Raw genomic sequence first — 14,342 nt, forward strand, 5'->3', positions numbered from 1 at the left:
TCAGGCCGGGATCAGCTGGCGCATGGCGACGTACAGGTCCATGACGGCCAGGGCGAGCGGCAGGACGATCGCGATCAGGATCGCCTCCAGCACGTCCACCGTCCGGCGCAGCACCGGCGAGAACTTCTGGCCGGGGAAGATCACGCCGAGCACCAGGGCCGCCGCGCCCACCAGGACCAGCGTGCCGAACACGAACAGCAGCCGGTTGTCCAGCGAGGACTGCACGAGCCAGCCCAGCAGCACGCCCGCCGCCGCCACCATGCCGCTGACCAGCAGCGCCACCGCCTGCGCGCCGTTGGCGTAGGCCCGGCCGCGCAGCATCAGCACCAGGGCGACGGTGACCGCGAGCATCGGGCCCCAGATGGTGCCGTCACCCGCGGCGATCACCGAGAACAGCGCGGCGGTGCCGCCGCAGCCGACGATCATGCCGGTCAGGTACTCGTGGGCGTTCGCGGTGCGCCGCTCGATCACCGCGTACTCGGGGAAGCCGGTGTCCTCCTTGAGGTCCTCGGCACTGCCCGGCACGGTCGGCAGCGGCAGCTTCGCCAGCTGGATGGTCAGCCGGGGCAGCGCGGACAGGGCCGCCAGCGACACCGCCGCCGTGGCCGCCGCGATACCCACGATCGGGTGGTCGACGAAGATGCCGATGAGGAACGCGAGGCCGCTGAGCGCGCCCGCCGTGGCCGCCGCGATGAACACGGTGATGCCGCGCCCGATCAGCAGGATCGCCGCGGAGGCGAAGATCAGCACCAGCACGCTGGCCAGCAGCAGGTTCGGCCGGCCGATCGCGCCGGGCACGATGTAGAGGCCCGCCACGTACGCCATCGGCAGCCCGCCCGCGGCGGCGATCAGCACGCCCGTGCCGACCGCGTTGTAGGACCGGGAGATCACCGCGCCCGCGGCCAGCGCCACGATCGCCACCACGCCCGCGCAGATCGCGGGCCACAGGCCGTCGCCGCCGGCCAGGGGACCGGACATCAGCACCGCGACGGCGGCGGCGACCAGCGCCAACGCGCCCGCCAGGTGGCCGTACTTGCGCGCGGTGTCCTTCGTCCACGGCCGGAAGCTGTCCGGGTCGGACTCGGCGATCGCGTCCACCACGTCGTCGTACAGCGGCGGCGGCGGGTTCTCGTTGCGCTTGCGCAGCTGGAGCAGCTCGCCGTCCACGACGCCCAGCGAGGCCAGCGTGCGGCTGGGGTCGAGCGGGCTGTCGCCCAGCTTCGCCAGCGCCCACCCGCCGTGCCGCACCCCGCCGTCCGGAGTGGCCTCCTTGGCCATGTCCAGCAGCATCGGCAGCAGGTCGGCCACCGCGACGTCGGCGGGGAGCGCGACGTCGATACGCGTGCGCGGCGCAACCACCGTCACCCGGCTGAACACCGTCGTACCGGTCGCCACCAGGGCCCCCTAAGTCCTCTTGCGTGTCTTCGTCCCGCCCCGACCCTATTGGTCCGCCAGACGGGCCGGCCGGAGGGGCGGGACACAGTATGGCCGGAACGGGCGTCCGGACAGGGCCGTTCCGACGAACACGGGGCCGGCGGATTTTCACGACCCACCTTCGTGGCGGGTTCCGATGCGCAATAGTGTCGGTTGGCAACCGCGGTTGTGACACGCGAGTCGGTTCGAGAGAGTGTGAAGAGGTGCCTGTTAGGTGAGCACGTTGCAGTTCAAGCGCACGGCACGCCTCGCTGCTCCCCGTCCACCGGGCGGTGAGGTCCACCTCGAACCGCCGCCCGAGGTGCCCCGGATCATCCCCGGCAACATCATGATGAAGGCGATGCCGGCCGTCATGATCGTGTCGTCCGTCGGGATGATGGTCCTGATGTTCTCGTACAGCAACAAGAACCCGGCCGCCATGATCATGCCCGGCATGATGATGATCTCGACCATCGGCATGATGGCGGGCGGCATGGGCTCGGGCAAGGGCCAGAAGAAGGCCGAGATGAACGAGGACCGCAAGGACTACCTGCGCTACCTCGGCCAGATGCGCGACCGCGCCCGGGAAGCCGCCAACGAGCAGCGCGCCGAGCGGGAGTGGGTGCACCCCGACCCGCAGATGCTGTGGTCGCTGGCCACCACTCGCCGCATGTGGGAGCGGCGGCAGAACGACCCCGACTTCTGCCACCTGCGCGCCGGCCGCGGCTCGCAGCGCCTGGCCACCCGCCTCGTGCCGCCGCAGACCGGCCCGGTCGAGGAGCTGGAGCCGATCGCCACGCTGGCGCTGCGCCGCTTCGTGCGCGCCCACTCGCTGGTGCCCGACCTGCCCATCTCGATCGCGCTGCGCGGCTTCGCCGCCGTCGGCCTGCTCGGCGAGATCGGCGCCAAGCGCGGCCTCGCCCGCGCCCTGCTCGCCCAGATGGCGACCTTCCACTCCCCGGACGACCTGCTCATCGCGGTCGTCACCACCGGCCGCACCAAGGCCGAGTGGGAGTGGATGAAGTGGCTGCCGCACGTGCAGCACCCGAACATCGTCGACGGCATCGGCCAGATGCGGATGATGGCCTCGTCGCTGACCGAGGTCGAGCAGATGCTCGACGAGCAGCTGCGCGACCGCCAGCGGTTCACCCGCAACGCGCCGCCGCCCGCCGACCAGCCGCACATCGTGATCCTCATCGACGACGGCGACGTCACCCGCGAAGAGCAGATCATCCTGGAAGAGGGCCTGGTCGGCGTCACCCTGCTCGACCTGTCCGAGTCGCTGGGCAACCTGACCGCCCGGCGCGGCCTGCGCCTGGTCATCGAGGACGACAAGCTGGGCGCGCGCAGCGCCAGCGGCGTCGAGTGGTTCGGCTCGCCGGACTGGCTGTCCGTGCCCGAGGCCGAGGCGCTGGCCCGGCGGCTGTCGCCGTACCGGATCGGCGGCGTGGACGCGGGCGGCAGCGACGAGGACCCGCTGTCGATGTCCAACAACCCGCCGCTGATCGAGTTCCTGGGCCTCCAGGGCGACCCGATGACCTTCGACGTGCAGCAGGCGTGGCGGCCCCGGCCGGTCCGCGACCGCTACCGCGTGCCGTTCGGCATCGGCGAGTTCGGCCAGCAGGTGGAGCTGGACATCAAGGAAGCGGCGATGGAGGGCATGGGCCCGCACGGCCTGTGCATCGGCGCGACCGGTTCCGGCAAGTCGGAGTTCCTGCGCACGCTGGTGCTGGGCCTGCTGGCCACGCACTCCTCGACGTCGCTGAACATGATCCTCGTCGACTTCAAGGGTGGTGCGACGTTCCTCGGCCTGGACAAGGCCCCGCACGTCGCCGCGACGATCACCAACCTGGCGGGCGACCTGACCCTGGTCGACCGCATGAAGGACGCCATCGCGGGCGAGGTCGCGCGGCGGCAGGAAGTCCTCGCCAAGGGCAACTACAAGAACGTGTGGGACTACGAGAAGGCCCGGGAGAACGGCGCCGACCTCGACCCGCTGCCCGCGCTGTTCATCTGCATCGACGAGTTCTCCGAGATGCTGACGGCCAAGCCGGACTTCATCGACATCTTCCTCCAGATCGGTCGCGTCGGCCGGTCGCTCCAGATGCACATGCTGCTCGCGTCGCAGCGACTGGAAGAGGGCAAGCTGCGCGGTCTGGACACGTTCCTGTCCTACCGGATCGGTCTGAAGACGTTCTCCGCCGCCGAGTCGCGCGCCGCGATCGGCGTGCCGGACGCCTACGAGCTGCCGCCCATCCCGGGTTCGGGCTACCTCGGTGTGCAGGGCGCGCCGCTGACCCGGTTCAAGGCGCTGTACGTGTCCGGCCCGTACCGGCCCGCCGGCATCCAGGTGGCCGGCCCGTCGGCCGTGGTGTCCAGCGACAAGCGGCCCCGGTTCTTCGTGCCGGACTACATCGAGATCCCCAAGGAACCGGTCAAGCCGGTCGAACCGGTCAAGCAGGAGAAGGAAAAAGAGGACAGCAACGAGCCCAGCGAGCTGGAGGTCATCGTCAACCGCCTGGTGGGCCAGGGCCCGCCGGCGCACGAGGTGTGGCTGCCGCCGCTGAACGAGCCGCCGTCGCTGGATACCCTCCTGCCCCCGCTCCAGGCCACCGAGGACCGCGGCCTCACGCCGCCCGGGTTCTTCTCCAACGGCAAGCTCCAGGTGCCGCTGGGCGTCGTGGACAAGCCGTTCGAGCAGCGCCGCGACCTGCTGTGGGCCGACTTCTCCGGCGCCGCCGGCCACGGTGCGATCGTCGGCGGCCCGCAGTCGGGCAAGTCGATGATGCTGCGCACGATGATCACGTCGATGGCGTTGACGCACACCCCCGAGGAAGTGCAGTTCTACTGCCTCGACCTCGGTGGCGGCACGCTCGCGTCGCTGGAGAACCTGCCGCACGTCGGTGGCTTCGCGTCCCGCCTGGACGTCGACAAGGCCCGCCGCATGGTGGCCGAGCTGTCCGGCCTGATCTCCGAGCGCGAGGTCCGGTTCCGGGCGCAGGGCATCGACTCGATGGTCGAGTTCCGCAACCGGAAGCGGCGCGGCGAGATCCGCGACGACGACTTCGGCGACGCGTTCCTGGTCGTGGACGGCTGGATGAACTTCCGGCAGGAGTTCGAGGCGCTGGAGCCGCAGGTCCAGGCGCTGGCCGCGCAGGGTCTGTCCTTCGGCGTGCACGTGGTCGTGGCCGCGAACCGCTGGGCGGAGATCCGGCCCGCGATGAAGGACCTCCTGGCCACGCGGTTCGAGCTGCGCCTGGGTGACCCGAGCGAGTCCGACGTGGACCGGAAGGTCGCGGTCAACGTGCCCGCCGGCCGTCCCGGTCGCGGTCTGTCGCCGCAGAAGCTGCACTTCCTGACCGCCCTGCCGCGCGTCGACGCCTCGTCGGACGCGGAGAACGTGGCGGCGGGCGTGCAGGACATGGTCGCCAAGGTCAACGGCGCGTGGCGCGGCCGGCGTGCGCCGCAGGTCCGGCTGCTGCCCGACCTGCTGCCGTACCCGGAGTTCATGGCCCAGGTGCAGCAGGTCAACCCCAACCGGGGCCACCTGGTGCCGGTCGGCGTCAACGAGGACGAGCTGGCGCCGGTCTACATGGACTTCGACGCCGACCCGCACTTCATGGCGCTGGCCGACGGCGAGGCGGGCAAGACGAACATGCTGCGGACGATCGTGCGCGGCATCATGAGCAGCTACACCTCGCAAGAGGCGCTGATCATGCTGGTCGACTACCGCCGCACCATGCTGGGCCTGATCGACACCGACCACCTGCTGTCCTACGCCGTGTCGTCGGCCCAGCTGACGGACATGGTCAAGGACGTGCGCGGGTCGATGGCCGGTCGCCTGCCCGGTCCGGACGTGACGCAGGAGCAGTTGAAGAACCGCTCCTGGTGGAAGGGTCCGGAGCTGTTCGTGGTGGTCGACGACTACGACCTGGTCGCGCCGCAGGGCGGGCAGAACCCGTTGCAGCCGCTGGCGGAGTTCATCCCGCAGGCCAAGGACGTGGGTCTGCACATCGTCGCGGCCCGCCGCATGGGTGGCGCGTCGCGCGCGATGTACGACCCGATCCTGGGCAAGCTGAAGGAGATCGCGGCCCCGATCATGGTGGGTTCCGGCTCGAAGGAGGAGGGCGCGATCGTGGGCAACCTGAAGCCGTCGCCCCAGCCGCCGGGCCGGGGCACGCTGGTGACCCGCAAGTCCGGGCAGCAGCGCATCCAGTTCGCCTGGATCCAGCCGGACTAGCCGACGACGCCGCAAGGGGCCGCCCAGCACGTGGGCGGCCCCTTGCGGCTTCTGCTCGTCCCCCCGGGACGAATGCGACCCGCGGACATCCGCACGGGGGAGCGCACGGACGTCCGCGGGTCGTGGTGTCACCGGTGAACCGGCCGGACTCGGTACGCCACCCCCCTGTACGACGGCGCACCGATTCCGACTCCCCGGCGCGGGACCGCGGCACCCCCCGTGTTGCCGACCGCCGTCCCGTCCCCGGATCCGCTCCGCGGTGAACGCTGTCCACTGTGCCCGGTGCCGCTCACACTCGACTCACGCCGGCGTCCGGGATCCGCCGCCCGGTGTGACCACCTCCGCGCGCAGCTCACACGGCGCGCGGGCGTACGGCCGTAGACTGTCCCCCGCTCGGAGGAGGGATATGAGGACTGCGTTCAAGGTGCTCGGTCCCCTTGAGGTCTGGCGCGACGGCGAGCCGGTGCAGATCCCCGCGGGCCGCACGCGCGTCCTTCTGGCCTCCCTGCTGCTCAGGGCGGGGGAGACGGTCTCCGTCGACACCCTCGTCGAACGCCTCTGGGACGGCGCGCCGCCCAGCCCCCACCGCGCCCGCGCCACGCTGCACATGGCGATGACCCGGCTGCGCCAGGCGCTGGGCGAGTCCAACGTCGTGCGCACCACCCCCAACGGCTACGTCGCCGAGGTCGGACCCGACGAGCTCGACCTGCACGCCTTCCGCCGGCTCGCCGAGCAGGGCCGGTTCGCCGACGCCCTCGCGCTGTACCGGGGCGAGCCGCTGTCGGACGTGCGCTCCGACGTCCTGCACGCCGAGGAGGTCGAGCCGCTGCTGGAGGAGCGCCTCACCGTCCTCGAACGCCGGATCGACGCCGACCTGGACGCGGGCCGGTCCGCCGAGCTGGTCGCCGAACTGCGCGCGCTGACCACCCGCCACCCGCTGCGCGAGCGGTTCTGGGGCCAGCTGATGCTCGCCCTGTCCCGCTCCGGCCGGCAGGCCGACGCCCTGGCCACCTACCGCGCGGTGACCAGGCTGCTGGACGACGAGCTGGGCGTCGCACCCGGTCCGGAGCTGCGCGAGGTGCACCAGACCGTGCTGTCCGGGGCGCCGCACACCCCGCCGTGGCCGCTGCCCCGCCAGCTCCCGCCCGACATCGCGGACTTCGTGGGCCGCGAGGACCTGCACCGCGAGGTCACCGCCGTCTTCACCGCGACCAGCTCGCCGACCGCCGTCCCGATCGCGGTCGTCACCGGCCCGCCCGGGTCGGGCAAGAGCGCCCTGACCGTCCACCTCGCGCACCGCCTGAGCGACCGGTTCCCCGACGGCCAGCTGTTCGTCCGCCTCGGCGACGGCACGCACCGCCCGCGCGACACCGGCGAGGTGCTGGCCGAGCTGCTCGCCGGGGTGGGCGTCGGCCTGGCGTCCATCCCGGAGGACGTGGAGGCGCGGGCCGCGGCGTTCCGCTCCCGCATCGCCGGCCGCGCGGTGCTGCTGGTCCTCGACGGCGCGGCCGACCTCGACCAGGTGCGCCTGCTGCTGCCCGGCGGCGCCCGCTGCGCGGTCCTGGTCAGCAGCCGCCACCACCTGGCCGGCCTGCCGGGCAGCCGCGTGCTGCGCCTGGACCCGCTCGACCACGCCGACGCCCTGCGCCTGCTGTCCGGGATCATCGGCGCGGACCGCGTGGACCGGGAGCGGACGTCGGCCGACGCGGTCGTCGAGGCCACCGGCGGCCTCCCGCTGGCGCTGCGCATCGTCGGCGCCCGCCTGGCGACCCGGCCGAGCCTGCCGCTGAGCGCGCTCGCGGTCCGCCTGTCCGACGAGCGCCGCCGCCTGGACGAGCTGTCCACGGCGGACATGGAGGTCCGCGCCGGCTTCGAGCTGAGCTACGCCGCCCTCGACGACCACGTGGCGCTCGCCTTCCGCCGCCTGGGCCTGCTCGGCCCCCTGGACTTCGCCGCCTGGTCGCTCTCGGTCCTCACCGACGGCGACGGCGAACGCCTGGTGGAGGAACTGGTCAACGCCAACCTCGTGCAGGAGACGGGGGTCGACGCGACCGGCGAGGCCCGCTACCGCCTGCACGACCTGCTGGCCGTCTACGCGGCCGAACTGGTCGCCCAGGACGACCCGGCCGACAACCGCGCCCACCTGCGCCGCCACGCCGAAGCCCTGCTCCTGCTGGCGGACCTGGCCCAGCACGACACCCGGGTCTACGTGGACATGCTGCCCATGCGCCCGGTCCACGTGCATGAACCCGCCCTCGCCCACGACGCCGAGCGCCTGACCCGCAGCGGCGCGGCCTGGCTGGTCTCCGAGCAGCGCCAGATCGTCCGCGCCGTGGAGGTGGCCGCCCGCGAGGGGTGGCCCGGCGTCGCCGCCGACCTGGCCGACCGCGCCAGCCACCTGGACCTCGACGTGTTCATCGGCAGCGCCGGCCTGGCCCGCCTGCACGCCCTCGCCAGCCGGAGCGCCCAGGCTGTCGGCGACACCAACCTGGCGTTGCGCATGGAACACCACCGCCTCAGCGAGGCCGCGAAGAACATCGTGGACGCGGCCCTCATCGACGACTTCCGCCGGTGCGCGGAGGGCCTGGAGGCGATCGGCGACACCCTCACCCTGGCCTGCCACCTGGCCACGTGGGCGTACTACCAGTCGGTCTACGACGGCAAACCCGCCGTGGACCTGGCCGAGCGCGCCGCGACCCTGGCCCGCGAAGCCGGCGACGAGTCGGTCTACCTGTCCGCGCTGCGCGAGCACGCCTCGATGGTCGCGTGGGCCGGTCGGATGCAGGACGCCCTCCCGCTGTTCGAGGAGGCGATCGCGCTCAGCCGCACGCAGCCGGACAAGCTCTCGGAAGCCCAGGTCCAGCACCGCATCTCGATGTACGCCCTGCGCAACGGCGATCTGACCCTGGCCGCCGAGACGTCCCGCAAGACCCTGGACCTGCTGGCCGACACGCACGACCTGCGCGCCACGGCCTACGTCCTGAGCCACGCGTCCAGAGTGGACGCGGGCCTGGGCAACCACGACAGCGCGATCGCCCGAGCCCGGCGCGCGTACGAGATCTTCACCGGCCTGGCGGAGGGCATCGGCTCCGCGACGGCCGCCGCCAACGTCGCCGAGAGCTACCTCGCGGCCGACCGCCCGGCGGAAGCGTCGGCGTTCCTGGAAACCGCCATCCCCGCCCACGAGGGCGTGGGCGCGGCGGAGGCGTTGGAACGCATGTCCGAAGCCCTGATCGCGGCACGGCGAGCTTCGCGAGAACGCTGACCGCCGTCATCAACACCAGGGGGGCAGTTGATGGTCACGGAATTCAAGGTGTTGGGCCCGTTGGAGGTCTGGCACAACGGCGTGCAGGTCCCCGTCCCGTCGGGCCGCACGGCGGTGCTGCTCGCGTCGCTGTTGTTGCACGCCAACGAAGTGCTGTCCGCCGACGTCCTGGTCGACCGGGTGTGGGACGGTGCGCCGGCCAACCCCGCCCGCGCCCGCGCGACGTTGCAGATGACCGTGACGCGCCTGCGCCAGGCGCTGGGACCGGCCAACGTCGTCCGCACGGTCGCGAGCGGCTACCAGGCGGTGGTGCCCGAAGGCGCGCTCGACCTGCACCGCTTCCGGACCCTCGTGTCCGGCGGGCGGTTCGCCGAGGCGCTGGCGCTGTGGCGCGGGGAACCGCTGGCCGACCTCCGGTCCGACGCGTTGCAGTCCGAAGTGGACGCCCTCGTGGAGGAGCGGTTGGCCGCCCTGGAGCGGCGCATCGACGGCGACCTGGACGTGGGGAAGTCCGCCGAACTGGTGGCGGAGCTGCGCACCCTGGTCGCGCGCCACCCGCTGCGGGAGCGGTTCTGGGGACAGCTGATGCTCGCCCTGTCCCGCTCCGGCCGCCAGGCCGACGCCCTCGCGACCTACCGCGTGGTCGCCAAGCTCCTGGAGGAGGAACTGGGCGTCCGGCCGGGCAAGGAGTTGCGCGACATCCACCAGTCGGTGCTGTCCGGCGAACCGGTGTCCGTGCCCGGCGCCGCGGTGTGGCCGACGCCGCGCCAGCTCCCGCCGGTGACGGCGGACTTCGTCGGCCGCGAGGACCTGCACCGCGAGGTGGAGGCGGCCCTGACCGCCCGCACACCCGCGAGCGTCGTCCCGATCGTCGTGGTCACCGGCCCGCCCGGGTCGGGCAAGAGCGCCTTCACCGTCCGCGTCGCGCACGGCTTGAGCGACCGGTTCCCCGACGGCCAGTTGTTCGTCAACCTCGGCGACGGCACGCGCGAGCCGCGCGACCCCGGCGAGGTGCTCGCGGAGCTGCTGACGGCGGTCGGCGTGGCCATGACGTCCATCCCCGACGGCGTCGACGCCCGAGCGGCGGCCTTCCGGTCCCGCCTGGTCGACCGCGCGGTGCTGCTCGTCCTCGACGGCGCGGTGGACGCGGAGCAGGTGCGCCGGCTGCTCCCGGGCGGCGGGTCCTGCGCGGTCCTGATCAGCAGCAGGCACCTGATGACCGGGCTGGAGGGCAGCCGGGTGGTGCGGCTGCGCCCGCTGGACGCCGACGACGGCCTCCGCCTGCTGACCCGGGTGATCGGCGCGGAGCGCGTGGCGGGCGACCCGGTCGCGGCGCGGGAGATCGTGGCGGCGACCGGCGGTCTCCCGCTGGCGCTGCGCATCGTGGGCGCCCGCCTGGCCACCCGGTCGGGCCTGCCGCTGCACGCGCTGGCCACCCGCCTGTCCGACGAGCACCGCAGGCTGGACGAGCTGTCCACCACGCACATGGAGGTCCGGGCCGGTTTCGAGGTCAGCTACGCGGCGCTGGACGACGAGGTCGCGGTGGCCTTCCGCCGCCTGGGCGTCCTGGGCACGCTGGACTTCGCCCCGTGGGTGGTGTCGGTGCTGACCGGCGGCGACGGCGACCGCCTGGTCGAGCGCCTGCTGGAAGCCAACCTGCTGGAGGAGGTGGGCGTGGACGCGACCGGCGAGCCGCGCTACCGCCTGCACGACCTGCTGGCGGTCTACGCGGCGGAACTGGTGGCGGCCGAGGGCAACCGCACCCACCTCCGCCACTACGTGGACGCGCTGCTGGTCCTCACCGACGCCGCGCAGCGCCACGTGCCGGACTACCACGACATGCCGCCGCTGGACCCGATCGACGTGCGGGTGCCGGAGCTGAGCCCCGCCGCGGTCGCCCGTCTCACCGACCGGTTCGCGGCGTGGGCGGTGTCGGAGCAGCGGCAGATCGCCCACGCGGTCGAGGCGTGCGCGCGGGAGGGGTGGGCCAGGCCCGCGCTCGCGTTCGTGGCCCGCGCGAGCCACCTGGACCTGGACGTCTTCCTGTCGAGCGCGCGGATGGCGGAGCTGATCACGCTGTGCCGGGACTGCGCGCGGGACGTGGGCGACGTGCAGCTGATGTGGCGCGCCGAGCACTACCGGCTCGCCGAGACGGCCAAGTCCAGCCTCTCCGACGAGCTGATGGGCCAGTTCCGGGCCTGCGCGGAGGGGCTGGAGTCGGGCGGCGAGCGGGCCTGGCTCGCCTGCCACCTGGCGTCGTGGGCCTACTACCAGTCGGTCCACGACGGCAAGCCGGCCCTGGAGCTGGCCGAGCGCGCCGTCACGATCGCGCGCGACGCGGGCGACGACCGCGTCCACCTCTCGGCGCTGCGCGAGCACGCCTCGATGATCGCCTGGGACGGCCGGCTGGACGAAGCCATGCCGCTGTTCGAACAGGCCCTGGAACGCAGCCGGGGCCACAGCGCGCCGGTCGTGGAGGCGGCCGTCCACTTCCGGATCTCCTCCTACGCCCTGCGCGACGGCCACCTCGACCGGGCGGCCGAGGCCGGCCGGCGGATGCTGGAACTGATGGAGGACGCGGACGACCTGCGCGGCAAGGCCCACGTGACCAGCCACGCCTCCCGCGTCGAGACCGCGCTGGGCCACCACGCCGAAGCCGTGGCCCTGGCCGAACGCGCGTACCGGATCTTCCAGGAGCTGTCCGAGGGCCTGGGCTCCGCCAACGCCGCCGCGAACCTGGCGGAGAGCTACCTGGCCGCCGGCCGCCCCGAGGACGCGAAGCGCTTCCTGGCCGAGGCGATCCCGGCCCACGAGGGCGTGGGCGCGACCGAGGCGCTCGAACGCATGGCCGAGGCCCTGCGCAGAGCCAGCCCGTCGTGACGGGCACGCAGGGGAGTCGGTGGTCGCGGAGCTCAAGGTCCTCGACGGCGGACCAGGGGCGGGGAACCGTGATCCGCGCGCACCGGGCGGCCACCGATGGTGCCCAGTCGATCACGCAGGGAACGGCCATCGGCGACATGCGCGGATCGCACGCCCGATCCTGATATGCATGTTCCTGCACGCCGACCCCGGCGGACGAGGGGATGACCGATGAGCCTGCGCGTGGCGGTGGACTTCGGCACGTCCAGCACCTGCGTGGCGATCTCGGTCGACAACCGGGAGCCGCAGGTCGTGGTGGTGGACGGCCAGCCGATCGTGCCCTCCGCCGTGTTCGCCGCCGCCGACGGGACGTTGTTCGTCGGGCAGGAGGCGGAGCGGCAGGCGGCCGTGGACCCCGCACGGTACGAACCCCACCCGAAGCGCAGGGTGGACGAGGGCGAGCTGCTGCTCGGCACCTCGGTGCTGCCGGTCGTGGACGTCGTGCGGGCGGTGTTGACGCGGGCGGTGAGCGAGGCCCGGCACGTGGCCGGCGGCGCACGCGTCGACCTGCTGGTGCTGACCCACCCGGCGGACTGGGGCGCGATCCGGACCCGGGTGCTGTTGCAGGCCGCGCGGGGGCTGGGGCAGGAGGTCCGGCTGGTGCCCGAGCCGGTCGCGGCGGCGGTGTTCCACTCGGCCACCCACGCGATCGCCGAGGGCGCGGCGTTGGCGGTGCTGGACCTGGGCGGCGGCACCGTGGACGCGAGTGTCGTGGCCCGGTCCGGCGGGACGTTCCGGGTGCTGGCCACCAAGGGCGACCCGAGCTTCGGCGGCGCGGACATCGACCAGGCCCTCCTGGAGCACATCGGGACGCTGGTCGGGCCGGGTGACCCCGACGCGTGGCGGCAGCTCGTCGAGGGTCGGGAGCTGGCCGACCGGCGCAAGCGGCGGGTGTTGCGGCAGGACGTGCGGGGCGCGAAGGAGACCTTGTCCCGGCACTCCTACACGGACGTGCCGATGCCGCCGCCGTTCCCGGACGCCCATGTCACGCGGGCCGACCTGGAGCGGTTGATCGAGGCGCCGCTGCACCGGGCCGCCGCGCTCGTCACGGGTGTGGTGCGGGACGCCGGGTTGGACCCGCGCGGGCTGGCCGGGGTGTTCCTGGTCGGCGGGTCGAGCCGGATCCCTCTGGTCGCCCGGCTGGTCCTGGAGCAGGCCGGGGTAGTGCCGACGAGCATCGACCAGCCGGAGACGGTGGTGGCGCGGGGCGCGCTGCGGGCCGTCTCCACCGATCCGCTGCGGACCGGGGCGTTGCCGAGCCAGGGCGATGTCACCCAGAAGATCACCGGCGACTCGACCCGGAAGATCACCCGGCGGATCACGGCGTCCCCGCCCGGCGGGTTCCCGCAGCCGGCGTACTTCCCGCCCACGCCGCCGCCGGTGCGGAAGAAGAGCCGGACGCCGTTGATCGTCGGCGGGGTCGTGTTGCTGGTCGCCGTGATCGGGGCGTCCGTCGCCTACGCGCTGACCCGCAAGGACAACCTGGGGACACCGACCACGACGTCCTCCAGCGCCCCGCAGGGCAAGCTCATCGCCCAGTACGACTACACCTTCACCGCCCCCGCCGAGTGGATCCAGACCGGTGGGGACCCGAAGAAGCGCGAAGTGCTGCTCAAGCCGGAGTCGCCCGAGTCGCCGCTGGACGTGATCGCCGTCAACGAGAACAAGTTGACCTACGACGCGACCGCGGACCGCACGAGGGCGGAGCGGGAGCTGCGGGAGGGGTACGACAAGCGGCAGCGGGTGTCCGGTTTCGACGCTTCCGCCGACTTCGGGGGCAAGAGTGTCGTTTACTACCGGGAAGAGGCGGACACCTTCACCGTCGACTGGTACGTCGTGCTCCAGGGCGACGCCCAGGTGAGCGTCGGGTGCCAGTTCCCGGACTCCGGTGAACAGCGGGTCCGCCCGGCGTGCGAGCAGGTCGTCCGCACGCTGACCGTGACCAGTTAGAGGGAAGTGTGATGACCGGCATCCCGGAGGCGTTCGCCAAGTTCCGCTCCGATGTCGAGGCGGCCGTGACGAGGGGCCGGAGAGCCGCCTCCGCGGCGTCCGCGTCCAACGCCGCCCAGCGCGACCGGAACCGGCAGCTGGCCGACCAGGCGCGGGCCAAGCAGGTCAAGCCGGACACCCAGCGACCCACCTCCGAGGACGTCCGCCGGGTGGCCGCGGGGTTCCGCGAGGACCGCGGGCTGCCGGTCGACCGCCTCCCCTCGGCCGCCGAACTCCTCGCGCCGGCCGAAGAATCGCAGAAGCGAACGGACGCGAATGCAAATCCGGCGCCGCCACCCTCCGTGTCCGGATCTCGGGCGGTCGCCGGTCCGAGTGGACAGCTGCCCCCCGAAAGGGGCGATGACGAGGACTTTTCGCAAGCGCGAATCCTCTACTGACCGCTGGTTCCACCGAGTTGCGTTTACTACCGCAACTACTTCCCGAGAAGTCGCGACAGGGCGGAACCGACCGTGGCAGGGTCTGCGTCGGAAGAGGCGTACCCAGCGAGAACGGGTA

The 14,342-nt window shown here is 72.8% G+C and carries 6 protein-coding genes; 5 read left to right on the top strand and 1 reads right to left on the bottom strand.

Going from position 1 to position 14,342, the window contains the following annotated elements; genetic code table 11:
- Positions 1 to 1,395 carry a type VII secretion integral membrane protein EccD gene (eccD, locus tag WBN91_RS14145; protein ID WP_337727346.1) on the bottom strand — a complete coding sequence of 465 codons (1,395 nt, stop codon included), beginning with the start codon at positions 1,393 to 1,395 and terminating at the stop codon, positions 1 to 3.
- 253 nt (positions 1,396 to 1,648) lie between these two features.
- On the opposite strand from eccD, the gene eccCa reads away from it, so the two are divergent.
- From eccCa to WBN91_RS14170, 5 genes are all read left to right on the top strand, one after another.
- Positions 1,649 to 5,653 carry a type VII secretion protein EccCa gene (gene eccCa / locus WBN91_RS14150; protein ID WP_337727345.1) on the top strand — a complete coding sequence of 1,335 codons (4,005 nt, stop codon included), beginning with the start codon at positions 1,649 to 1,651 and terminating at the stop codon, positions 5,651 to 5,653.
- A 406-nt stretch (positions 5,654 to 6,059) separates the two neighbouring features.
- Positions 6,060 to 8,918 carry an AfsR/SARP family transcriptional regulator gene (locus WBN91_RS14155; protein ID WP_337727344.1) on the top strand — a complete coding sequence of 953 codons (2,859 nt, stop codon included), beginning with the start codon at positions 6,060 to 6,062 and terminating at the stop codon, positions 8,916 to 8,918.
- 30 nt (positions 8,919 to 8,948) lie between these two features.
- On the top strand, positions 8,949 to 11,798 hold the full coding sequence (locus tag WBN91_RS14160) for an AfsR/SARP family transcriptional regulator (protein ID WP_337727343.1): 2,850 nt from the start codon (positions 8,949 to 8,951) through the stop codon (positions 11,796 to 11,798).
- A gap of 210 nt (positions 11,799 to 12,008) precedes the next feature.
- Positions 12,009 to 13,787, top strand: a complete 1,779-nt coding sequence (locus tag WBN91_RS14165) for a type VII secretion-associated protein (RefSeq protein ID WP_337727342.1) — start codon at positions 12,009 to 12,011, stop codon at positions 13,785 to 13,787.
- An 11-nt stretch (positions 13,788 to 13,798) separates the two neighbouring features.
- Positions 13,799 to 14,224 carry a hypothetical protein gene (locus tag WBN91_RS14170; protein ID WP_337727341.1) on the top strand — a complete coding sequence of 142 codons (426 nt, stop codon included), beginning with the start codon at positions 13,799 to 13,801 and terminating at the stop codon, positions 14,222 to 14,224.
- Positions 14,225 to 14,342 lie beyond the last annotated feature (118 nt).

This window comes from Saccharothrix sp. CCNWYY140, from assembly GCF_037401995.1.
Lineage (GTDB): Bacteria > Actinomycetota > Actinomycetes > Mycobacteriales > Pseudonocardiaceae > Actinosynnema.